The sequence below is a fragment of the Streptomyces sp. NPDC007095 genome (genome assembly GCF_040634475.1).
GTDB lineage: Bacteria > Actinomycetota > Actinomycetes > Streptomycetales > Streptomycetaceae > Streptomyces.
This window is the reverse complement of record NZ_JBEYFS010000115.1, coordinates 14890-36733: the sequence shown is the minus strand read 5'-3', so window position 1 is coordinate 36733 and position 21844 is coordinate 14890. Positions and strand designations below refer to the sequence as shown.

Annotated in this window: 21 protein-coding genes and 7 pseudogenes; 17 read left to right on the top strand and 11 right to left on the bottom strand. The window is 68.0% G+C overall.

Annotation, left to right across the window (positions count from 1 at the left end):
- Window positions 1–106 (bottom strand): transposase (locus ABZ656_RS32945; protein ID WP_360272708.1); only part of this gene is annotated, 106 nt, incomplete at its 3' end.
- A 67-nt stretch (window positions 107–173) separates the two neighbouring features.
- Window positions 174–749, bottom strand: a pseudogene (locus ABZ656_RS32940) (helix-turn-helix domain-containing protein); the annotation flags it as partial.
- A gap of 67 nt (window positions 750–816) precedes the next feature.
- Here ABZ656_RS32940 and ABZ656_RS32935 point away from each other — a divergent pair.
- Window positions 817–1098: pseudogene (locus ABZ656_RS32935) on the top strand (integrase core domain-containing protein); the annotation flags it as partial.
- Between the two features lie 180 nt (window positions 1099–1278).
- Here ABZ656_RS32935 and ABZ656_RS32930 read toward each other — a convergent pair.
- Genes ABZ656_RS32930 through ABZ656_RS32920 form a run of 3 tightly spaced genes read right to left on the bottom strand, consistent with a single transcriptional unit; the run spans window position 1279 to window position 4702 of the window.
- Complete coding sequence (locus ABZ656_RS32930) at window positions 1279–2754, bottom strand: AMP-binding protein (protein WP_360272698.1); 1476 nt, start codon at window positions 2752–2754, stop codon at window positions 1279–1281.
- A 48-nt stretch (window positions 2755–2802) separates the two neighbouring features.
- The gene (locus ABZ656_RS32925; RefSeq protein ID WP_360272695.1) at window positions 2803–3726 is read right to left on the bottom strand and encodes an alpha/beta fold hydrolase; all 924 of its coding nucleotides are present in this window, start codon (window positions 3724–3726) and stop codon (window positions 2803–2805) included.
- A 7-nt stretch (window positions 3727–3733) separates the two neighbouring features.
- On the bottom strand, window positions 3734–4702 hold the full coding sequence (locus tag ABZ656_RS32920) for an enoyl-CoA hydratase/isomerase family protein (RefSeq protein ID WP_101406513.1): 969 nt from the start codon (window positions 4700–4702) through the stop codon (window positions 3734–3736).
- Window positions 4703–4969: 267 nt separating this feature from the next.
- Here ABZ656_RS32920 and ABZ656_RS32915 point away from each other — a divergent pair, with 267 nt between their 5' ends.
- A complete protein-coding gene (locus tag ABZ656_RS32915; protein WP_101406512.1) occupies window positions 4970–5653 on the top strand; it encodes a TetR/AcrR family transcriptional regulator in 684 nt (227 codons plus the stop codon).
- 32 nt (window positions 5654–5685) lie between these two features.
- On the opposite strand, the gene ABZ656_RS32910 is transcribed toward ABZ656_RS32915, so the two are convergent.
- Window positions 5686–6582, bottom strand: a complete 897-nt coding sequence (locus tag ABZ656_RS32910) for a short-chain dehydrogenase/reductase (RefSeq protein WP_360272692.1) — start codon at window positions 6580–6582, stop codon at window positions 5686–5688.
- A gap of 155 nt (window positions 6583–6737) precedes the next feature.
- Between ABZ656_RS32910 and ABZ656_RS32905 the strand changes: the two genes are divergently transcribed.
- From ABZ656_RS32905 to ABZ656_RS32865, 9 genes and pseudogenes are all read left to right on the top strand, one after another.
- Window positions 6738–7205, top strand: a complete 468-nt coding sequence (locus tag ABZ656_RS32905) for a helix-turn-helix domain-containing protein (RefSeq protein WP_360272689.1) — start codon at window positions 6738–6740, stop codon at window positions 7203–7205.
- 92 nt (window positions 7206–7297) lie between these two features.
- Window positions 7298–7609: pseudogene (locus tag ABZ656_RS32900) on the top strand (SRPBCC family protein); the annotation flags it as partial.
- Window positions 7610–7831: 222 nt separating this feature from the next.
- Window positions 7832–8854, top strand: coding sequence for an LLM class flavin-dependent oxidoreductase (locus tag ABZ656_RS32895; RefSeq protein ID WP_360272704.1), 1023 nt, complete (start codon window positions 7832–7834; stop codon window positions 8852–8854).
- 152 nt (window positions 8855–9006) lie between these two features.
- Window positions 9007–9234, top strand: coding sequence for a hypothetical protein (locus ABZ656_RS32890; RefSeq protein WP_360272686.1), 228 nt, complete (start codon window positions 9007–9009; stop codon window positions 9232–9234).
- 21 nt (window positions 9235–9255) lie between these two features.
- Window positions 9256–9632 (top strand): annotated as a pseudogene (locus tag ABZ656_RS32885) (IS5 family transposase); the annotation flags it as partial.
- Between the two features lie 17 nt (window positions 9633–9649).
- Window positions 9650–10429 (top strand): annotated as a pseudogene (locus ABZ656_RS32880) (transposase); the annotation flags it as partial.
- A gap of 382 nt (window positions 10430–10811) precedes the next feature.
- A complete protein-coding gene (locus ABZ656_RS32875; RefSeq protein WP_360272683.1) occupies window positions 10812–11672 on the top strand; it encodes a class I SAM-dependent methyltransferase in 861 nt (286 codons plus the stop codon).
- 654 nt (window positions 11673–12326) lie between these two features.
- The gene (locus tag ABZ656_RS32870; RefSeq protein WP_360272680.1) at window positions 12327–12722 is read left to right on the top strand and encodes a carbamoyltransferase C-terminal domain-containing protein; all 396 of its coding nucleotides are present in this window, start codon (window positions 12327–12329) and stop codon (window positions 12720–12722) included.
- 37 nt (window positions 12723–12759) lie between these two features.
- Window positions 12760–13260: an NUDIX domain-containing protein gene (locus tag ABZ656_RS32865; RefSeq protein WP_360272701.1), complete on the top strand. Its 501-nt coding sequence runs from the start codon at window positions 12760–12762 to the stop codon at window positions 13258–13260.
- A gap of 61 nt (window positions 13261–13321) precedes the next feature.
- Here ABZ656_RS32865 and ABZ656_RS32860 read toward each other — a convergent pair whose 3' ends face one another.
- On the bottom strand, window positions 13322–13459 hold the full coding sequence (locus ABZ656_RS32860) for a hypothetical protein (protein ID WP_180362614.1): 138 nt from the start codon (window positions 13457–13459) through the stop codon (window positions 13322–13324).
- Window positions 13460–13888: 429 nt separating this feature from the next.
- Between ABZ656_RS32860 and ABZ656_RS32855 the strand changes: the two genes are divergently transcribed.
- Window positions 13889–14227, top strand: a complete 339-nt coding sequence (locus tag ABZ656_RS32855) for a hypothetical protein (protein ID WP_360272676.1) — start codon at window positions 13889–13891, stop codon at window positions 14225–14227.
- 91 nt (window positions 14228–14318) lie between these two features.
- On the opposite strand, the gene ABZ656_RS32850 is transcribed toward ABZ656_RS32855, so the two are convergent.
- Window positions 14319–15002 (bottom strand): TetR/AcrR family transcriptional regulator, encoded by a 684-nt coding sequence (locus ABZ656_RS32850; RefSeq protein WP_360272673.1) that lies wholly within the window; start codon window positions 15000–15002, stop codon window positions 14319–14321.
- Window positions 15003–15066: 64 nt separating this feature from the next.
- Here ABZ656_RS32850 and ABZ656_RS32845 point away from each other — a divergent pair, with 64 nt between their 5' ends.
- From ABZ656_RS32845 to ABZ656_RS32835, 3 genes and pseudogenes are all read left to right on the top strand, one after another.
- On the top strand, window positions 15067–16041 hold the full coding sequence (locus ABZ656_RS32845) for a hypothetical protein (protein WP_360272670.1): 975 nt from the start codon (window positions 15067–15069) through the stop codon (window positions 16039–16041).
- A 41-nt stretch (window positions 16042–16082) separates the two neighbouring features.
- The gene (locus ABZ656_RS32840) at window positions 16083–16802 is read left to right on the top strand and encodes an aminoglycoside phosphotransferase (RefSeq protein WP_129592347.1); all 720 of its coding nucleotides are present in this window, start codon (window positions 16083–16085) and stop codon (window positions 16800–16802) included.
- A pseudogene (locus tag ABZ656_RS32835) lies at window positions 16781–17033 on the top strand (Tn3 family transposase); the annotation flags it as partial. The gene ABZ656_RS32840 and the pseudogene ABZ656_RS32835, both read left to right, overlap by 22 nt.
- A 5-nt stretch (window positions 17034–17038) precedes the next feature.
- Here ABZ656_RS32835 and ABZ656_RS32830 read toward each other — a convergent pair.
- Together ABZ656_RS32830 and ABZ656_RS32825 are read right to left on the bottom strand one after the other, a co-directional pair.
- Window positions 17039–17161 carry a hypothetical protein gene (locus tag ABZ656_RS32830; RefSeq protein WP_360272711.1) on the bottom strand — a complete coding sequence of 41 codons (123 nt, stop codon included), beginning with the start codon at window positions 17159–17161 and terminating at the stop codon, window positions 17039–17041.
- Window positions 17158–18264 (bottom strand): hypothetical protein, encoded by a 1107-nt coding sequence (locus tag ABZ656_RS32825; protein WP_360272667.1) that lies wholly within the window; start codon window positions 18262–18264, stop codon window positions 17158–17160. Before ABZ656_RS32825 ends, ABZ656_RS32830 begins: the two co-directional genes overlap by 4 nt.
- Window positions 18265–18581: 317 nt before the next feature.
- On the opposite strand from ABZ656_RS32825, the gene ABZ656_RS32820 reads away from it, so the two are divergent.
- Together ABZ656_RS32820 and ABZ656_RS32815 are read left to right on the top strand one after the other, a co-directional pair.
- Window positions 18582–18980 carry a hypothetical protein gene (locus ABZ656_RS32820; protein ID WP_101406504.1) on the top strand — a complete coding sequence of 133 codons (399 nt, stop codon included), beginning with the start codon at window positions 18582–18584 and terminating at the stop codon, window positions 18978–18980.
- 298 nt (window positions 18981–19278) lie between these two features.
- Window positions 19279–20496, top strand: a pseudogene (locus ABZ656_RS32815) (transposase); the annotation flags it as partial.
- A gap of 220 nt (window positions 20497–20716) precedes the next feature.
- Here the strand turns inward: ABZ656_RS32815 and ABZ656_RS32810 are convergent.
- Entirely contained in the window at window positions 20717–21835 is a 1119-nt protein-coding gene (locus ABZ656_RS32810; protein ID WP_101406503.1) for an NAD(P)/FAD-dependent oxidoreductase, read from the bottom strand.
- Window positions 21836–21844 lie beyond the last annotated feature (9 nt).

Genomic DNA, 21844 nt, shown 5'->3' with positions numbered 1-21844 from the left:
CGAGCTCCCTCGCAACCGCAGTGACCGTCTTGCCCGAGGAGTCGACGAGCGCGATCGCGTCCCGCTTGAACTCCTCGGTGTACCGCTTCGTGTACTTGCTTCCCACCTGGTGCTACTTCCTCTGGAACCTCAGGTCCCAGTCTCCAGGTGTCCACGATCAAGGGGAAGGTTCAGGGCTTGTTCTTGCCCTGCCACGGCCGCACCTGCGGCCCCTCCACGACCTGGCCGTGCGCGGCATGGACAACGGTCCCGGCCAGCCGGCCCTGAACGTAGTCACGGAGGCGCTGATTGATCACCAGCTTCGCCGTCTTCGGCCTCTGCGCGCGCCGCTCAGCGTGCCACTGGGCCAGCGGGGCCCGGTACTCCAGGCGATAGGTCCGGGTGGACGCGTTGCGCCGCAGCTCCCGCGAGACTGTCGAGGGCGAACGACCCAGATGCCTCGCGATCGCCCGCACGCCGAAGTCCCGGGCACGCAGCAGGGCGATCTCCTCCCGCTCGGAAAAGGACAGGTAGCGGCCCGACGCAGTCGGGGCAAGGCACGGATTCACGCCGCCAGCATGCCGAAACCACCGCGTATCCACGGCCGGGGAGACCCCGATCACCACCGCGGCGTCTACCGAGCTCAGCCCCCACGCGATGGCCTGCCAGAACTGGACGCGATCCTCACGCCACGCGACACTCGGCCGACCCGGCGAGGGCATCTGCCCGCGATACTGCCTGACTGCCCGTTGCCGATCCAGCACACCCACCCGCAAACCTCCAGCTCATGAGGTGTTGCGACGACCAGTTGAATCCGCCCAATGTACGAGTCGGGCCTTCGCCGAAGTCTGCAGGTCAGCATGCGTGCTCCAGAGCATGAGCGCAGTCGGGTCCAGTGCGGACAACGCCGCCGCCGAATCGTTCAACGCCAGCTTCAAAAGAGAGACGCTGACAGGACGGAAGAGCTGGCCGAGCGAGCGTGAGGCCCGACTCGACGCCTTCCGCTGGCTGACCCGATACAACACCCGACGCCGGCACTCCCGCCTCGGACAACGATCACCGATCACTTACGAGAGCACCTTCCAAACAACATCAACTACCCTGGCTCGAGCCGCATAGACGTGTTCAAGATCCGGGGTCAAGGCCCGATCGATCAGGCCCCGGCCGAACAACCCATCGAGGCCCGCCAGTTGGGCCTGCGTGGAAAATGCGACGCTGTGGTCGCCTCGGAACTGGACTCGCCCCGGCCGGCGGGCTGCGCGCCGTCAGCCGAGACAGCCACAGAGTCATCTGCGTTGATCAGGACCGGGCAGAGAGGGCGGCGTGCTCGGCACGCAATGAGGCTTTGTCGATCTTGCCGACCGCGTTCTTCGAGATGGCTTCCACCACGAAGAACGCGGTCGGACGCTTGTAGCCGGTGAGGCTGCGGGCACAGAGTGCTTTCAGCGCCGTCGGATCGACGCTCGCCCCCGGTGACGGCTGGACGTAGGCGACGACCACCTCGCCCCACTTCTCGTCGGGTACGCCGATCACCGCGGCCTCGAGCACCGACGGGTCGCCTGCCAGCACGTCCTCGATCTCCTTGGGGTAGATGTTCTCCCCACCCCGGATGATCATATCTTTCGAGCGCCCGACCAGGGTCAGGTAGCCCTCGGCGTCGAGGTGGCCCACATCGCCTGTGTGCAACCAGCCGTCGACTACGACTCTGGCGGTTTCCTCCGGACGGCCGAGATAGCCACGCATGACGTTCGGGCCCCTCACGACGACTTCACCGTCCGTGCCCGGCGCAACCACGCTGCCGTCGGCGTTGATGATCCGGATCTCCTGGCCGGGGAAGGGAAGTCCCACGGTTCCGGCGCGTCGAGGGCCGCCGACGGGGTTGATGGTGGAGCCGCAGGTTCCTTCGGACAGGCCGTATCCCTCGACCAGTGGAAATCCGTACCGTGCCTCGAAGCGGGCCAGCAGCTCGGCCGAGGCGGGTGCGGCGCCGCAGACTGCGAACCGCAGGGACGATGTGTCGGGTTGAACGTCGTCCGGGAGCGCTGCGAGCATGCTGTAGATCGTGGGCACGGCACTGAAGAAGGTGGGGCGCTCCTGCTCGACGAGGTCGAAGAAGCTGTGGGGATCGAAGCGGTGGCCCGCGATGACGACACTGGCTCCTGCGAGCAGCGGCGTCAGGACGCTGACCACGATGCCGTTGACGTGGAAGAGCGGCAGGATCAGCAGACAGCGGTCCGCCGGCCTCAACTCCAGCGCCCGGCGCCCCATCTCCACCATGGCGTCGATGTTGGCGTGGTCGAGCATCACGCCCTTGGGTACCCCGGTCGTACCGCTGGTGTAGATGAGCAGGGACAGAGTGGCCGGGTCCAGAAGCGGTGCTTGATCCGGCTCCACCGCTCCTTCGTGCAGTCCGCCGACGGCGAGTACGGCAACACCGTGCGCCGCTACGGCCGCACCGTCCTCGACCACCAGCAGGCACGCACCGGAGTCCTGGAGCTGTCGCACCACTTCGACGTCGGTCATGCTCGGGTTGACCGGTGTGATGGTGGCGCCGAGCCGCCAGGCGGCGAACAGCAGTACGACGAACTCGACGCGATTCGTCAGCTTGAGGGCGACGACGTCCCCGGGACCGATTCCGAGGTCCTGGAGCTGACGCGCTGCCGTTCGGACCCGGCTCAGCAGCTGCGTGTTGGTGAGGGACTGGTGTCGGTCGGAGACCGCGGCTCCGTGGGGGTCGAGCTCGGCGCGGCGGTCGGGCAGAGAAGCGACATTCATGGCGAGGCGTACCTGTCTCGGTGTGATGCGGTCCGTTCGGCGGGCAGGTCAGGGAGTCGATGCGACGGGCGCCGGGTGGAGCTGGCGGGTGAGGAACTCGATCTGGTCGCGTACCAGTTCCTCGAAGGTCTCGCCGGTGTAGAAGTCGAAGTGGCCGGCGTCGTACCTCTTGATCTCTCCCCGGGGCGCGGTGTCCGCGTACCGGAGGGTCTGGGCGGGGGGCGTCACGGAGTCGGTGTTGCTGACGCAGAAGAGGATCGGCATGGTGACCTTCCTCGCCGCACGCCCGGGCCGGTAGGCGGCGATGGTCGGGATCACCCGTGCCGCCACCTCGTTGCGGAACGTCTTCCCGGGCGGCTGCAGTGCCTGGTATCCGGGCAGGGCGTCGGGAGCGTTCATGAGGGCCGGCGAGCCGGGGGCGGCGGCGATGGGAACCATCGCGGGTGCCCTGCCGCGCACTCTGGCTGACAGGTCCCGGGCGAGCACGGGGGCCATCCTGAGTGAGGCGAGCGGGCCCAGCGCGAGCGCGGAGGCGAGACCGTCGGTGAACGGGCACTGGGCCACGGCCGCGCGCAGTTCGGGATGGCGTGAGGCGACGGTGATGGCGTGGCCTCCGCCGAAGGAGCTGCCCCAGACCGCGACGCGGAAGCGGTCGATGTCAGGGCGGGCCTTGACGTAGGCGAGGGCGGCGTCCCAGTCGGCGAGCTGCCGCTTGATCGACAGGAGCTGGCGCGGGTGGCCGCCGCTGTCGCCGAAATGCCGATAGGTGAACGCCACTGCGGCGATGCCGGCCTGCGCGAAACGCTCGGCGAACGCGTCCAGGCGCATTTCGCGGGTTGCGCCCAGGCCGTGCCCCAGGACGACGACGGGCGGTGAGGTGACGCCTGTGGGGAGGTAGAACCACCCGGCGCAGGAGCTGTCGCCGGAGGGGAACGTGATGTCGTGACGGATGAAGGAGTGCGCAGTGGTCATCGTCGGCTCACCGTCCGTTCGCCGAGCGGCGCCCGGGCACACTGCCCGAGGCGAGCGCCTGCGCGTAGGTGTCCGGCCGGTAGAGCGGGAGCTCGCCGGTGGCGTCCGTCGTCTTCATGTAGTCGAGCATCAGTTCCTGCCCTTCCTCCGACATGACTCTGGTGAAGAACTCGGCGCGTTCGACATGCAGTCCGTCCTCCAGCGACATCGAGCCGCCGAAGTACACCGACCTCTTGGCGGCCGCCACCGAACCCTTCGACCGCTTGCCGAAGCGTTCCGCGAGTTCGACCGCCTGCGCGAGCACCTTGTGCTGCGGAACGACTTGGTCGACCGCCCCGTTGGCGAGAGCCTCCGCAGGTGTGAACGGCTTACCTTCGAGGATCGCGGCCAAGGACCGGTGGGTGCCGATCAGGCGGGTCAGCCGCTGGGTGCCGCCTCCACCAGGGATGATGCCGAGGAGGATTTCCGGCTGGCCGATGAAGAAGTCCCCGTCGGCCATGACTCGCAGATCGCACGCCCAGGCGAACTCGGCGCCGAGGCCGAGAGCCGAACCGTTGAGGGCGGCGACGAAGAGGACACCGCTGGCGTTCATACGGAGGAAGGTCGTGTGCAGACGTTCCAGCTGGAGGGCTCCCCGCATCGGGGTCCTGCGCATCACGGGCCCGAGGAGACGGGACCGGTCCACGTGCTTGGCCGCGCGTACGACGGCGGCGGCACCGCGTCGGCCGACCGTAGGGCTCGCGGCGCCCTCTTCCTGCAGCCACCGGACTGCGGCATGGCTGACGAACCGTTCCGGATGCGCTCCGGTGAAGACGACGGCACGGATGCGTGGATCGCGGTCGGCCCGGGCTACCAGTTTGGCCAGCTGATTGGCGATGTCGAGGCCGAACACCTGGTGCGGACCGCCGTCCACCCGGACGACAAGGACGGCTCCGCGCTCCTCGATCTCCAGATGTCCTTTGTCCTTGTATGGCATTGATGATTCTCCCGTGCTCAGTTCATGGGATGAAAAGTGTGAGTGCGTGGAGGACAACTGCGGATGCGGGTCGCAGCGATGGGGTCGGGTCCGCCCCGACGGGGGCCGTGTCCGCACAGGCGGCAGGAGACTGGAACAGCGCGTGATGTCGTGTCTGAAGGGACGCGTGGATCCGAGACGGCATGTCACGCACGATGTGTACTATTGCCGCGAAGATTTACATAACCAAGTTATTTCGTGTATGTCAACGGTGGAGGCGTGCGGGACATGGCAGGGCGGGCGAGGCTCGATGACGCACCGGAACGGCTTGTGCAGGCGGCCGTCGGCTTGCTGGCCGAGCAGGGTCCGTCGGCTCTGAAGGTGCGCGCGGTGGCGTCCGCGAGCGGACTGTCGACGATGGTGGTCTACAGCCACTTCGGCGGGATTCCCGAGCTCATGAGTGCTGTCGCCGACCACGGGTTCAAGGAACTCGGCAGAGCATTCGCCCAGGTACCGGTGACGGAAGACCCGGTCGCGGAGCTCTATGCCATGGCCCTGACCTGCCGTCGGCTGGCCCACGAGAACCCTCACCTCTACGACCTGATGTTCGGGCTGTCCACTCGGGCGACGTACCGGCCTCTGTCGGATGCAGACCTTCGCCTGAGCGGGCATTCCCCGGCCTTCCGAGAAGCCCACGCTCATGTCACTGCGGCGTGCGACCGGCTCGTGCACTCCGGCAGGGTCGAGCGGCAGGAACCCGAAGTCATCGCCGCCCAGTTGTGGAGTTTTGTGCATGGTTACGTCACCCTCGAACTGGCTGAGCACTTCGTCGAGTTCGAGGACGCCGTGACGCAGGTGCTCCGGCCGATGGGCGTGAACTTCTCCGTCGGGCTGGGTGACAGGCGAGAACGTGCCGAGGCCTCCCACGAGGCCGGCGCGCGCTTGTACGACTCGATCGTCCAAGGCCGCTGAGAAACCGGGTGGTTGGGTGCATCCCCGCGCGGCTACGACGACCTGCTCTCCGCAGCAGGGGCGTCGGTACCGGGCGTGAGTTGGTCATGCCTCCCCAACGCCGCGACCTCCCGTTCGAGGGACGGAACCGCCCGGGCCGTGAAGCGCCTTGCCCAGGGCCAGGCCAGCGGTGAATTCAGCGCTCCCTTCGCCCAGTTGGCCACGACGACCGCGCGCGGCACGTACACGCGGCTGCGTCGGCGCACGAGCCCGTCGACAATCGCGGCGGCCGCCCGGTCGGCGCTCGTGGTGACGTTGCCCGGATAAGGCAGCCGCCCGCGCAGCCCCTGGAAGGAGGGGAGATCCGCCTCGGCACCCCGGACGAGGTCCGTGTCGATCCAGGAGGGGTGCACCAGGCCGACCGTGACCCCGAGATGCGCCACCTCCTGGCGGTAGGTCAGGGCGAGCAGCTCGGCCGCCGCCTTGCTCGCGCCGTAGGAGGCCATCGCGGCCAGCGGCATGAACGACAGCGCGGACGCCACGACCAGCACGTGGCCCCGGCTGCGCTCCAGATGGGGCGTCGCGTACTTGAGGGTGCGGAACACGCCGTTCAGGTTGATGTCCAGAACCCGTTCGAACGACGCCTCGTCCGTCTGCCGCACCGTCCCGTACGCCACGACGCCGGCGTTGGCGACGAGGAGATCTATGCCGCCCATCTCCCCTGCCGCCGCATCGATCGCCGACCGTAGGGCGGCACCGTCGCGCACATCGGCCTCGAGCCAGGAAGCGGTGGGGCCCAGGTCCTCGGCGAGGTCGCGCAACCGATCGGGTTCCAGTCCGATCACGGTCACCCGAGCTCCTCGGGCTGCGGCAAGTCGGGCCACCTTCTCGCCGATGCCGCGTGCCGCTCCGGTGACAACCAGCCTTCTGCCCTGCAAGTCACGTTTCATGGCGGCAACATAACTTCGTTATTGATGGAACACAAGAGACTGCGCACCAGCCACTGCTCAGTTCACCTGCTGGGTCTCACGACTGGATGAACCTATGCGTGGCTGCCATGAGACGGACATCCTTTGCCCGGTGGCCCTGTTCGATCGCGCGGACCATGGACCTGCTCGGGGACTGGTGGACGCCGTTGGTGCTGCGTGAGGCGTTCTACGGGATCCGGCGGTTCGACGCGTTCCAGGAGTCGCTGGGGATCGCCCGCAACACGCTGACGGACCGGCTGCGCCGGCTGGTGGAGGAGGGGCTGCTGGAGAAGCGGCCGTACCAGACGGAGCCGGTCCGCCATGACTACGTGCTCACCGAGAAGGGGCGCGACTTCTTTGGCGTGCTGCTGGTGATGAACCGGTGGGGAGACCGCTGGCTGGCCGGTGAGGCGGGCCCGCCGGTGGCGATGCGGCACGAGGTGTGCGGGCAGGAGACCCACGCCGAGGTCGTGTGCGCCGCCTGCGGCGAGCCCATGACCGCGGACAACACGCCCCCCGGATGGGCCCCGGATATCCGTCGCATCTGGCCGAGCGACCGGATGTGCGGGAGCGATTCGCGGGCTGAATCGGCAGCCCTGTGGTAGTCAGAGCATCCTTGATAAGTAAGTCTATCTACACAACTTTACTGTTCAGGTGCTCATGTGAGCGTTCTTGGCGGCCCGGAGGCTGCGGGATCATGGAGTGGACGGGCGCATGCTATGCGGACAAGCCGACGGTGGAGGTTCACAGCTGGATCGCCGCCGCGCCGGCGCACGTGTGGGCGCTGGTGTCCGACATCGAGCTGATGCCGCGCATGAGCCCCGAGCTGCGATCGGTGGAATGGCTGGACGGCAGGAGCGGCCCCGCGCTCGGCGCCCGGTTCGTCGGCCGGAGCAAGCATGAAGCGCTGGGGGAGTGGGCCACCACGTCCCACATCGTCGAGTACGAACCGTCGAGGAGGCTTGCCTGGGCGGTCGAGGACCCCCGGCATCCGACGGCGATCTGGCGGTTCACGTTGCAGCCGCAGGACGGTGGCACTCTGCTGCGGGAACGGATGCAGATGGGGCCGGCCCGGTCGGGTCTCTCATTCGCCATCGACCGCATGCCGGAGAAGGAACAGAAGATCGTCTTCGTGCGCATGCGGGAGTTCGAGACCAACATGACCCGTCACCCTCGCAGAGACCAAGAAGCTGGCCGAGAGTGCCCAGAGCTCAGGCGAGGCGGGTCTGTGATGCGTACCTCCACCACGATCGAAGCCTCCGGGGGCGACTGGCGGGAGATCGTCGACTACGTCACCGAGGCGGAGAAACTCGGCCTGGACATTTGTTGGGTCGCGGAGGCGTGGGGCTCCGAGGCGCCCTCGCCGTTGGGCTGTCTCGCCGCGAAGACCGAGCGCATGCTTCTCGGATCGGGAATCATCCAGCTCGGCACCCGCACTCCGATGGCCATAGCCCGCGCCGCGATCACGCTGTCGCAGATATCACAGGGGCGCTTCCTTCTCGGGCTGGGCCCCTCGGGACCGCAGGTGATCGAGGGGCTGCACGGCGTGCCTTTCGCCCGGCCGCTGTCACGGATGCGCGAGACCGTCGAGATCGTGCGGCAGGCCGCCTCGGGGGAGAAAGTCGCCTACTCCGGGCGGGAGTTCCTGATCCCCCTGCCGGGTGGGGAGGGCAAGCCCATGCGTCTGTCGATGCGCGCGGAGCACGACATCCCCGTTTACCTGGCGACCCTCTCACCGAAGATGCTGCACCTGACCGGTGAGATCGCCGACGGCTGGCTGGGCACCAGTTTCGTGCCCGAGGGCGCCAAGGAGGCGTACTTCTACCACCTGGACCGAGGCCTGAGCGCCGCCGGTCGTGCACGTGCCGACCTCGACATCTGCCAGGGCGCCGAGGTCGCCTTCGCGGAGGACGAGGACGCGCTCCTCGCGATGGTGGCCGGACACAAGAAGGAGCTGGCCTTCAGCCTCGGCGGTATGGGCTCCGCGACCACGAACTTCTACAACAACGCCTACAGCCGCCAGGGTTGGGCCGAGGTGGCGGCCGAAGTCCGGACGCGCTGGCAGGCCGGGGACCGGGACGGCGCGGCCGGCCTGGTCACCGACGAGATGGTGTTGGCCACCACGCTGATCGGAACCGAGGACATGGTGCGCGAGCGGCTGCGCGTGTGGCGCGACGCCGATGTCGACACTGTTCGCTTCTATCCCGCCGACGAGACCCTCGACGCCCGACTCGCGACCCTAGGTCGTGTCTGACAAATGATCTATGCGAAGCTTCGGCGTCCGAGGCCGAAGGAGGGGCCATGGGGATTGAGCTGGAACTGCACTCGGGGTGACCCACTCGAAAGGGGTCGTCCCGGGACACCTTGCTTCGGGGCTCTTACGAGCACGGTGAAGCGCTGGCGAGGGTGCTGAGCACCCTCGACCGGCATGGCTCGGGCAAGCTTGACTGGGTAGATCCCTACGGCGACACGCTGTTCAACGAGGAGGAAGCTCAAGTCGCCCGTCAGGAAGTCGTCGCCCTGACACGGGGGTGCACTGACGAACAGCAGAAAGCGGCTCTGCTCGACCTTGCCGAGATCCTCGAAGCGTGTGCGGCGACGCCGGGCAGCTACTTGTGGTTTATGGGTGACTAGCCATACCTGGTCATTGCTCTTGTGGTTGGCCGGGGTGAGTTGACGGATGTTGCATGGGAGCGGATAGGACCGCTGCTGCCGCGTGTTGATGGTCGTGGGCGGCCGTGGCGGAATCACCACCAGGTGGTGAACGGCGTGCTCTGGCGATTGCGGACAAGGGTACCCTGGCGTGATCTGCCCGAGCGTTATGGCCCGTGGCAGACCGTCTACGAGCGCTTCGCCCGCTGGGAGACGGACGGAACCTGGGCGAAGCTGCTGGAGCACGTGCAAGTCAAAGATGATGCCGTGGGCACCGTGGAGTGGACCGTGTCGGTGGACTCCACCATCAACCGTGCCCACCAGCACGCCGCCGGAGCCCGCAAACAGGGGCACCGGCTCAGGACGAACTGGAAGATCCGCCACATCCGACGCCTGGCACCAGCTCCGTTCCCTGTTGCGCGAGTACTACCCCGCCGCCCTGGACGCCATCACGACCTGGACCAATGGCCTATGCCGTCCCGAGGCCCGCGAGCTGCTCAAGCTCGCACCGACCCATGCCCAGGCCGTCCGGCTCACCCGCGTCCAGCTCCGCTCCACCCTCAAACGGGCCGGCCGCAGCCGCGGCATCGAGGCCGAGGCCGACCGGCTCCGCGAGGTCTTCCGGGGCGAGTACGCGAGCCAGCCACGGCTGGTTGAGGATGCGCTCGGCAAGCAGGCCCTCGCCCTCCTGCGGCAGCTGGAGGCCGCCTGCCTCGCCGCCGACGAGCTCACCGAGGCGGTCGAGGAGTCTTTTCTCCAGCACCCGGACGCTGAGGTCATCGTGAGCTTCCCCGGTCTCGGGGTCCAACTCGGCGCCCGGGTCCTAGCCGAGGTCGGCGACGACCGTGAGCGCTTCGCCGACGCCCGCGGCCTGAAAGCCTATGCCGGATCGGCCCCCGTCACCCGGGCCTCGGGCAAGAAGCACCACGTCGGACGGCGCGTGGTCAAAAACGACCGGCTCAACCACGCCGGTTACCTGTGGGCTTTCTCCGCCCTGCGCTCCTCGCCCGGAGCCGACGCCCACTACCGGCGACGGCGCGAACAGGGAGACTGGCACGCGGCCGCCCAGCGGCACCTGTTCAACCGCATGATCGGCCAGCTCTACCACTGCCTGCAGAAGGGCGAACTGTTCGACGAACACGTCGCCTTCCCTACCAAAATGGCCGCAGCGGCTTGACGACTTGGCATCGTGAGATGTCTCGCAAGAATTCGCTGAACATCCCCGTCCCCGCACCGATCTCCACTACCGCCGGAGCCGGCGCGGGCGTGAACGACCCGATCAGCTCCACCCAGGCCCGAACTGACGCCTCCGGCATCTCATTACCGGCCTGATTGCGACCGCCAACCGAACATCGTCATAGACCCGTCCCATCCCGCGATCCTCACCTGAGAACAGGAAGCGAGCAAGACTGCCTGACCGCCGTCTCAGCCCCGGCAGAACTGTTCGGCGTCGGGAAACGATCTCCAGACACGTGGGAAGCGATCTCCAAAAGCGCGGCATCGAGGCTGACAAGACCTACACGTCAACACCCCACGCCCCGGCGGCCTAGGCTGAACACATGACTGATGCGGAGGGACGGGTCGAGCCGTCCGGGGTGTGGGCCACAGCCGTGGGCGTGGCCCGGGTGAGGGCGATGGAGACGGCACGCGAGCAGCCGCTGTTCCGGGACCCGCTGGCGCTGGCCTTCGCCACGGCCGGCGGGATCGGCCCCGGGGCGCCGCCGCCCCCGCGCGCGGACGAGGCGGCGCGGCGCCGCTGGCTCGGTGTGGCCTTCTCGATCGTCATCCGGACGAAGTTCCTGGACGACCTGCTGGACCGGGCGGTCGCGTCCGGCGTCCGGCAGGTCGTGCTGCTCGGAGCCGGGATGGACAGCAGGGCCTTCCGGATGGACTGGCCTGCGGGGACCCTGCTGTTCGAGGTCGACACGGCCGAACCGCTGGGCTTCAAGGCCTCGGTGCTGCGTCAGGAGCGGGCCGTTCCGCGCTGCGAGCGGATCACCGTCCCGGTCGACCTGCGCGAGGACTGGCCCGGCGCCCTGGCCGCGGCCGGGCACGATCCGGCGCAGCCGACGGTGTGGATCGCCGAGGGACTGCTGATCTATCTGCCCGAGGACGCGGTGCAGTCGCTGCTCGAACGGGTCGGCGCGCTGTCCGCTGCAGGCAGCAGGATGGGCCTGACACTGGGCTCGCGCGGTGTGGTCGAACGCTTCCGCGAGGACGCCGCTCCGGGATCGGCAGCGTCGATGTGGGTCTCGGAGATGCCGGAGGACCCGGTCGGCTGGCTGGACGGCCTCGGCTGGGAGGCGGAGACCTTCACCCTGCGTGAGCGCGCCGAGGCCTACGGGCGTCCGGTGCTCACCCCGTCGCAGCAGGACGAGGGCGCCGGCGGACTGGTCTCGGCGGTGCGCGCGGCGCACTGAGCACGACGAAGGCCGGCCCCCGCGCGTGGCGGGGGCCGGCCTTCGACTGTGCCCTCCACCGCGACCCGGCCGGTCACACCGCCTGGGGAACCTGCTCGCCAACCGCGCGCGGAGGGCCGCCTGATGGCCCGGACCACGCCCTGCGTCGTCGGCATCAACCTCGGTCACGACGGCGGCGCCGCCCTGATCACCGACACCGTGATGGTCGCGATCGGCGAGGAAACGCCTCAACCGCACCCGCTACAGCCCCGGCTGGGAAGCCTCGCTCCTGTACTGCCTGCGCGCGGCCGACCTGACGCTCGCCGACGTCGACATGATCCCCGTCAGTGGCATCGGCCGCACCCCACCCACCCGCACCGGGACCGGCCTCGCCCACCTCGGCATCGACCGGAGCAGGATCGTGCCGGTCGACCACCACCTCAGCCACGCCTGCACCGCCTACTGCCTCAGCCCGTACGACACGGCGACCGTGCTGGTCGTCGACGGCGGCGGCAACAACATTGACACCGAGACCTACTACCGGCCCACCCCCCCCGACGGGATCGAACGCCTGGGCGGCAACCGGCTCAGCCGGCCACGCGCGGCCGGGATCGGGCGACCTACGAGGCATTCACCAACTGGCTCGGCCGGCACGAGCAGGAGGCCGGCAAGACCATGGCGCTCGCCTCGTACTGCGACCCCGGCTTCTACCTCGCCCCGCTCTTCGACGTCGTCGACACCCACGTCCACGGACGGCTCACCCGCACCCACGCACCGGCGTCGCCGATCTCGCCGACCGGACCGGACCGGACCGGCTTCGACTTCGCCCCACCCGTCCGACCCGACCACGCCGACAAGATCGCCGGAGTCGTACACGTTGACGGCACCGCCCGCGTCCAGACTGCCGACCTGGCCACCGCGCCCGCGTACGGAGCCCTGATCGAGCACTTCCATCAGCTCACCGGAGTGCCCGTCGTCCTGAACACGTCCTTCAACGACCGCGAACCCATCGTCGAAACCCCAGCCCACGCCCTCGCCACCCTCCAGGCCTGCGACCTGGACGCGGCATGAATCGGCCCATACCTGGTCGAACGGTCCTGAACCCCCTCTGGGGGCTGCCACACTGGAAGGCATCACGACCTCCACACCGCCACTGAGGGAAGCCGCCCGCGCCATCGTCATGGACGCAGACGACCGCGTCCTGCTGCTCCGCTACGACGAGAACGGCGGCTTCTGGGCGACACCCGGCGGCTCCCTGGAGGAGGGAGAGGACCACGCCACAGCGACGCTCCGTGAGCTGAGTGAAGAGCTTGGCGTCGACGAGAAGGCGATCGAGCTCGGGCCCCAGCTCGCGGAGCGCACCAAGGACCATTTGGCCGGCGGGCGCGAAGTCCGGCAGGTGGAGCTGTACTTCCTCACCCGCGTTTCCCCAGCCGACATCGACCCCGCAGCTGCGACGCAGCCCGACAACATCCGCGAACACCGCTGGTGGACCCTGACCGAACTGCGTACCGCTCGGGAAACGGTCTACCCTGTAGGCCTCGCCGACCTGGTCGCGGCTGTTGCCGCAGGGCACACGCCGCCGCAGCCCGTCGTCCTGGCTGGCTGACAGCACGACCATCGGCCGCACCGCTTACCTGGTGCCTGGCGTCGCCGCGATAGCCCCGGGGCTACATGCCGAAGTGACTCTCGGCTCGCAGGGCGAGATTCGAGGCCAGTTCGTCGACGTCGATGTCCTCGACTCCTTCGAGGTATTCGGTGAGCTCACTGCGAAGGACAGTCGTCAGCGAGGAGTCATCGTCGTCCATGGCGGGGAGTCTCCCAGATCTGGCCCCCGCGGCTGGCGCATTCCTGGAACGTGACCTGCGGGCCACCGCAGGCCGAAGTCCCGCTTCGGGCGTGGCGGCTGGCCGGTGGCCATCTCAGCTGGATACCACCCGATTGAGGGAGATCACCGATGTACTCGCCTCCCCCTGACCCAGACGTCGAACAGCGCATGCGCGCCCACCACGCCCTCGCTTCCAAGGCCCTGGCCGTCCAGACCGAGCCGGGCGGGGAGTTCTGGGGTTGGGCCGGGCGCACCCTGGGCGCCCCGGCCCGTACCGCCGTCGGCGCTCCCGTCTGGCTGCGGCTTGTGTCCGCGCCGACGGACAAGGCGGTGGAAGCTGTGGGACGGAGCCACCGACGCACAGCGCGCCTTCGGAGACCTCGACGGACACCGGACCGCGCTGCTGGGTATGTACGAGACCGTTGACGACGGCACTGCCTATCGGGCGGAGCTGTCGGTAGGCGTCGACCAGCCGGTCCTGTCGGACACCCCGATCCTCCAGCGCGACCTCCAACTGCCGGACTCCTGGTGGACCGAGCTGACGGAGGCGCTGGAGAAGGTGTCGGCAACTGTCACTGACCGTGTCGCCGTACGCCAGCAGTACATGGACCGGGCCATCCCCGAGTTCGTGGGCATCCCGGCCCCGGCCGTGCCCTGCTGGACCACCGCCCACGCGGACGTTCACTGGGCGAACCTCATCGCGCCCTTGCGGCTGCTGGACTGGGAGGGATGGGCCCGGCTTATCTAGAGGTCGAGTCCATTCATGCTGGTCAGGCTGGTCCATTGTAGTAAGAGACGTTAGGCACGTCAGGCCCAGCGGGGCGGGGCTTGTGACATCGTCAGCAGCCGGGCTGATGGGGGGACTGCCGCGTCTGCGACGTCTCTTCACTGGCGTCCGTGTGTAGTCCGAGGCACAGCCGGTTGAATGCCCGGAGTGCTGCCGGGGCGACCGTGTCGCGGGCGCGTGCGGCGGGTTCGCCGGACATGACGCGCCGTTGGATCTCACGCAGGACTGCCCGGTGCGTCCCGGCGACGGCCCCTGCGAGAAGCGCGGGCATCGGGAGGTTGCTGTTGCCAGGGCTGGCGGTCGTCGGTGGATGCTCGGCCAAGGCCACCGCCAAGGCGGCCTCGGCACGTTCGCCGATCTCGCGTTCGCGTGCGCGAAGTGCGGGACTGTCGTGGATGACCTGCCAGAACCTGAGTGCGCCGGGATGGAGTCCCAGCATGGGTTCGTTCTGCTGCAGCGCGGCCAGCAGGTCATCACGGACGACCTCCACCGGGCAGGTGCCAGGCGCTCGGTCGCGCACGAGCGCGGCGAGATGGCCTTCGGCCTCGGCCTGGCGGTCGAAGAACAGGTCCTCCTTGGTGGAGAAGTAGTTGAACACGGTGTTGGTGGACACCCCCGCGCGTCGCGCGACGTCGGCGACCGTGACCTGGTCGAAGCCGTGCTCCAGGAACAAGTCCAAGGCCGCGTCGGCGATCGCGGTGCGGGTCTGCTGCTTCTTGGTCTCTCGAAGTCCCACACCGCAAATGATAGCGTCACCACAAAATTGTGATGACACCAAGATTTTCTGGAGGAGTGACCTCATGGCCCTGACCTTCGGTATCTATCCGGGTGGCCTCCTGGGCGACGACAACGGAATCGTCCACCCGGTCCGACCAGACCTGCCGGACCGCATCGCCGACGCACTCGACACGCTGCAAGGCACAACCACCACGCTGTCGGTCCGCGCCTACCAGCCGTTCGCCGCCACCGTGACAGCGCAGGAGCCGCCCACGCCCGCCGACCCTCAGAAGTACCTTGAGGGCGGACGCAAACTCGACCTCGTGCTGCCCTTCAGGGAGCCGTCAGGGCGACTGGACGAGTGGCCTGAGTTCGTCCGCGAAGCCGTCCGTACCCACGGACCGCACCTGGCCTCCGTGCAGATCTGCGAGGAACCGAACGTCGATCTCCCCGTCCTGGACGGCAGCATCCCCAACGTCCTGAACGCCCTCGTTCAGGGAGTCGTTGCGGCCAAGCAGGAGGCCCGCGCTCTGGGCCACACAATTGCGGTCGGCTTCAACGCCGTGCCGACCTTCAATCCGGCCGATACCTTCTGGTCCGAGCTCGCCGCCCGGGCCGACGCGCGCTTCCTGGCCAGCCTGGACTACGTCGGTCTGGACTTCTTTCCCGACGTCTTCCGACCCATCGCCGCCGACCAGCTGGCAGAGGCGGTCACCGCCGTCCTCACCGCCTATCGGCGGACCGACCTGCCGAAGGCAGGCATCCCGGACACCGTCGCAATCCGCATCTGCGAGAACGGCTGGCCCACCGGACCCGACCGCCCCGAGCAGCGACAGGCCGCTGTCCTCGAAAACGTCGTCCGGACCGTCGCCGCCCTCGCGGCCGACCTCAACATCGACGGCTACTCGTTCTTCGCCCTGCGAGACGCCGACAGCGGCGCCGAGGGACTCTTCCACCACTTCGGCCTCCTGCGCGATGACTACACCCCCAAGCCGGCCTTCGAGACCTACCGGCGACTCATCGACGAACTGGGAAACGCACCGGCCGTCGCCGAGTGAGGTCTTCGTCCGCCGGGCGGCCCGAACCGCTGTCGCGTCTCATGAACAAAGCCTGGAATGCTGGTCTGGTAGAGCGACCGGTCGATCTGAGGGGACAGAGAGTGCCGATGTGGGAGCCGTCTGAGGTTGATCTCCAGCTCCTCCAGGAGGTGTTCGTGCGGGCCGCGGCGGCGTTCGGCTGCCAGACCGCCGATGGGGTTCGGGCTGAGGGCTGGAGGGGGCGGACCCTGAGCGGCAAGGTGACGGTGAACGGACTCGACAGGTGGCTTCGGGTGGTCGTCGCCCCAGCGGACAGGGTCAGTGAGAAGCTCTGGACGGGTAACGAGTCCGCGCAAGTCATCGCGGTGGCATCCCGGCCGGAATTGGTAGAGGTCCGTGACTGGGCTGAGGAGGGTCTCCGTTTCCGAGCCGAGCTTTCGACGTTCGTCGAAGCCGCCCCGGTCTCCGTGACGCCCGAGCTGCAGGGGCCTGTGCAGTTGTCGGAGAGCTGGTGGAAGGGGCTTGAGATGTCCCTCGACGCGGTGGCGGCGACCGCGACGGACCGGGTGTCGGTCCGTCAGGACCTGGTGAACCGGCGCCTGCAGTGGATCAGCGGCGGCCGAATCGACCCGGAAGTCGCCGTGTGGAAAGCCAGCCATGGTGATCTGCACTGGGCGAATCTGACGGCCCCGGCATGCGTTCTTCTCGATTGGGAGGGATGGGGGCTGGCGCTGGCGGGGTGGGATGTTGCAGTTCTCCGCGCGTACTCCTCTGGGATCTGATCGCCCAGCAGCACGACCAGATTCAAGTACGCCACTGCCCTCCGCCTGGGCACCGCGGAGGCCGAGCAGGTGCTTCGGCGCTTCACCCGCGGAGGACCCGGGCACCCCACCTACCAGGCCCTCGAAGAGCTGGGGCGCGCGGTGCGCATGATCTTCGCGTGTGGCCACCTCGCCCGCCCAGACCTGCGCCGGGAGATCCACGGCGGACTCCAGGTCGTGGAGAGCTGGAACAGGGGCTACTGCGCCAGTGCGCCGATCGCCTGCTCGGCCATCTGGATACCGACCGTTGCAGCCATGGTGGCTCCGGCTTCCAGCAGCCGATCCTTGATCGGACCAGATAGCTGGCGCAGCCGGCTCACGTGGGGAGCATCCGACGTGGCTTCCTCGTGCAGTTCCTGGGTGACGCGCTCCAATTCCATACGATCCGGCTCGTCCAGCCCAGAGCACCGCTGACCTGGTCCATGTAGCCAGCCAGTTGGATGAAGGCTCTCGGGCCGATGCCGGTGGAGTTGTTCTGGGTGAAGTTCTGCTGCTCGTCGACTATGACCCCTTGCGTGTTCGGCAAGTAGGTGTTGTAGACGACCGGGTCGCGGCGTTTGCCCTGCCCGGAGTCCTCCGCATACTTGGGCATGAGCTCCAGCACCTCCGTCAGATAGTCAAGCGCTATTGCAACGAATGCCGCGTGAATCCGTTGAAACAGAGAGGAGAACTTCCCGGAGTCGTAGTGTCCGATAACCTCCATGCCCTGGAGTCCGTCCGTTGCCTCGGCGAATCGTTGGGGAACCTCGGTCGTCAGAAATGCCGCGAGTGCGCGGTGGCACCGGAAGTCCCAGCCAGGTTCGAACGACGGGCTCGGGCTGAACCTGCCGTCCACCACCAGTTCGTAGTGAAGGCTGCCCTCCGATATCAACGCGGCGAGCTGATCAGCAACGGACGCCGCGACGACGTCATCACGAAGTCGGGCGAATGCCGGCGGCTTGTGGCGAGGCAGGGCCGGAGGAGAGATTGTCCGCAGGATGTTCGCCAACCCCACGAGACCGGCACGAAGTTCTCTCAGGCGTTCCTCCCGCCTATCGCGGGGCACTGAACCAGGGAAGGCGCCGTTCCAATACTTGCTAGGAAGGATATAGCCAAAAATCTGTCCGCCTGTCATGCTGCGGATGTCACCGCCCGCGGCACTGTAAGACGACCATCTCCCCTTGAACTTCTTGAAATCCCCAGGCAAGCGGGAGAGGATATTTTCCATGTTTACCAGCCAGTCGCGAAGGTCATATGGCACCCGTGGCGTGGCGTGGCGTGGCGTGGCGTGGCGTGGCGTGGCGTGGCGTGGCGTGGCATTTGCATGATGCTGCATCTGGTCGGCGATGCGGCCCGCAAGGTCCGTCAGGGCCTCGCTGATCACCAGGCGTGCAGCGTCGGGATCGGGTAGCCCTTGTGCGTTGGCCAGACGGCATTTGATCACTATGGCCTCAGTTCGCAGCGCACAGCAAGGGGCCAACCGCCGCCCGGCCGTGGGCGCGCGCTGAGCGGCACACGGACGTGGGCGGGTGCGGAAATAAATGTTGATCGAGGAGTATGAGCCAGGTCCAGACCTCTCTGAGGTCAAGGCGTTCGGCGAGCATGGCAGCCGCTCGGCATCCCCGAGCGGACCGACCCGCGCCGCTACCTCCACATCCCCAAGCGGTTCACCGACGACGACGTGCAGATACGCATCGACCTGCCCGCACACCTCAACTACAGCGAGGACGGATCGCGGACATCGTCGCCAAGAAGCTCGCCTTGGAGAACGTCTCCTTCTCCTGGCGACAGGCAGGAAGTCGCCCCCACCTGATCATCAAGAAGAAGCACCTGCCCCCGAGGGCGCTGGCCGCCTCCGATCCGGGGGTGCGTGAGATCCTCACCAAGATGCCCGAATTCGCGGCCCCGATCGGGCTCGGGGCGGGCAGGAAGAAGGTCACCGTTGATTTGGACCATGACTCCCCGCATGTCCTCATCTCCGCAGGTACCGGCGGCGACAAGTCCACCATCCTGCACGCCATCGCCTGCCGGTTCCTCCACAACGGCGCGCTCGCCTGGATCCTCGACTACAAGCGGCGGGTCTCCCACCTGTGGGCCCGCGACGTGCCCGGCGTGACGTACTGCCGCGACATCGCCGACATCCACACCGCGCTCATTTAGCTGGCCATGGAAGGCCGACGGCGGATCCGCCTCGCCGAAGCGCTGGGCGACGACATCCTCGAAAACCAGCCCTGGCGGGTCGGCCCGCGCCTAGTGATCCTGCTCGAAGAGGTCAACGCGACCATGGCGAAGCTGAAGCGCTACTGGGAGCGGATTCGCGAGACGGGGCGACCCGAAGGTCTCCCCGGCCGTCGACGCCCTCGCGGACATCCTGTTCATGGGCCGGGTGCTCCGCCTCCACGTCCTGCTGGTCGCGCAGTCCGCCATGGCCCGCGCGATCGGCGGACCGGAGATGCGCCGTATGAAGGACCTGACCACCTCGGTCGTCGCGCTGCTCGTCTCCGAAGCGTGCAATATCGGCCTGACCCCGGTGGTGAACCCGAACTACGAGGCGCTCACCCGGTCCCGGCTCGTGCACGTCGACCAGTACTCCCTGCGCGCGGACACCATCACCGCGGCGAACGCGAAGCTGATCGAGGCGCAGGCCGCCGTGCCCATCGTGCGGTTCTGGGGTGAGGGACTGCTCGCCTCGGTTGACGGACTGCGGTTCGTGGTCCCCGTCCGGACCGCCAACGCGGAGCCGTCGCCGAAGTACTTCGGCTTCAAGCGGGGCATCACCTGGCTCAACGCCGTCAACGACCAGGTCGTGGGCATCGGGCAGATGGTGGTGCACGGCACCCCGCGCGACTCCCTGCACATCCTGGACGCACTGCTGAACCTGGACGGCCGGGTGAAGCCGGAGATGGCGGCCATCGACAACGCCTCCTACTCCGACATGGTGTTCGGCCTGTTCAAGATCCTCGGCTACAACTTCTCCCCGCGCTTCCGCGACCTGGACGACCAGCGGTTCTGGCGCGCGACCATGCCCGGCGTCGAGACGAGCACGTACGGCGCGCTGGAGGACTTGGCCCGCAACCGCGTGAACCTGAACAAGGTGATCACGCGCTGGCCGGACATGCTGAAGGTCGTGGGCTCCCTGGCCACCAACCAGGCCTGGGCGTACGACCTGCTGCGGATGCTCGGCCGCGAGAACAGGCCGATCCCGCTGGGGCATGCGTTCGCCGAGTACGGGCGAATCGCCAAGACCGAGCACCTGCTCCGTGTCGTCGACCCGGTCGACGACACCTACCGGCGGCAGATGAACCGGCAGCTCACCGTGCAGGAATCCCGGCACAAGCTCGCCCGGGACGTGTGCCACGGCAAGCGCGGCACCATCCACCAGGCGTATTGGGATGGGATGGAGGACCAACTCGACTCACTCGGCCTGGTCCTCAACGCCATCGTGCTGTGGACGACGCGGTACATAGACGCCGCCGTCGCCCAACTCCGTGCCGAGGGCCACGAGATCCGGGACGAGGACATCGCCCGGTTCTCCCCGCTCAAGCACCGCAACCTGAACCTGCTCGGCCGCTACAGCTTCAGCGCCGGCGTCCCGGCCGCTGGCGCCCTGCGCCTGCTGCGCGACCCGGATACGCCCGAGCTCGACGAGGACGAGGACGAGGACGACGTGGACTGAAGTGCGCCCTCCCCCCTCCAGCGGCAGCGCGATGCTGTCCGGCCCGTGAGGAGGATCGGACCGGATTTTGGCGGTGGCGGGCTGAGGGCTCCGTTCGGTGCAGGCGTCCGTGCGTTCGTCTAACGGTGGTTTCGCCGGAAGGGACCGCGGCGGTGCCGTACTGTCCCGTGAAGCCGTGGCGAGCTGTTGGTGCTGGTGCTGGTGCTCGCGCGCTTGGCAGTCAGGATGGCTGGACTTGGTCGAAGAGGGCGAGGGCTTCGGCTGGGTTGGGGCTCACGAGGCGTTCCAGACCGGCCGTCGTGATCTTCGCCCACCTGCCGGCCCGTGCCCACATCTGTTCCTCGAAGGCGCGGACGGCCTCGTCCAGATCTCCAGGGCCGGTGGCGATGGACTCGGCGAGTTCTGCGCCTTCCAGCATCGCGAGGTTCGCGCCCACCCCCAGTGGGGGCATCAGATGGGCGGCGTCGCCCAGTAGCGTCACCCCGGGGACGTGGGTCCAGGTATGGGACACGGGCAGGACGTAGAAGGGGCGGTGGACGAAAGCCGTGCCGTGGCGGAGGAGGTCGAGGACGGGAGCGGCCCAGCCGTCGAACAGGGCCAGCAGGCTCGATCGCACGGCCTCGACGTCAGCCAGGTCCAGGTTCGTGTGCCAGTCCAGCGGCGCGCGGAATTTGGTGTACACCTTCACGTGGCCGCCGCAGTTGCGCTGGGCGACGAGGCTTCGGTTCACGCCGTACACAGCCACGGAACCGTCGCCGATCAACCGGGCGAGGTCGGGGTGGCGGGTGTCGACGTCGTCGAGGGAGGTCTCGATCGAGGTGACGCCGGTGTAGTGCGGTGTCACCGACGAGACTGCCGGGCGGATCCGGGACCAGGCGCCGTCCGCGCCGACCACGAGGTCGAACGTCTCCTGACGTCCGTCCGCGAAATCGACCAGTACGCCATCCCGGGTCCCCGGCACCACCTGCGTCACGCCCCGGCCCCACTGGACGTCGAGAGGGCCGAGCAGCAGGTCACGGAGTTGCCCGCGGTCAATTTCGGGATTGGCCCGGTCATCTGGACGGGGTTGCCAGTCGCGCAGGACGGTCCCGTCCGCGTCCAGGATGCGCATGGCCTGCCCCTCGGGGCGAGACAGCGCCTGGAACTCCGCCAGCAGCCCCGCCTTGTCCAGCGCGAGCTGGCCCAGCCCTTCGTGCAGGTCCAGCGTGCCGCCCGGGGGGCGGGCGTCGGGGGCGGGATCGCGTTCGAGGACGGCGACGGGGTAGCCATGGCGGTGCAGGACACGGGCGAAGGCAAGGCCGGCAGGGCCGCTCCCGACCACGGCGATACGATGTCTCATGTCGATACA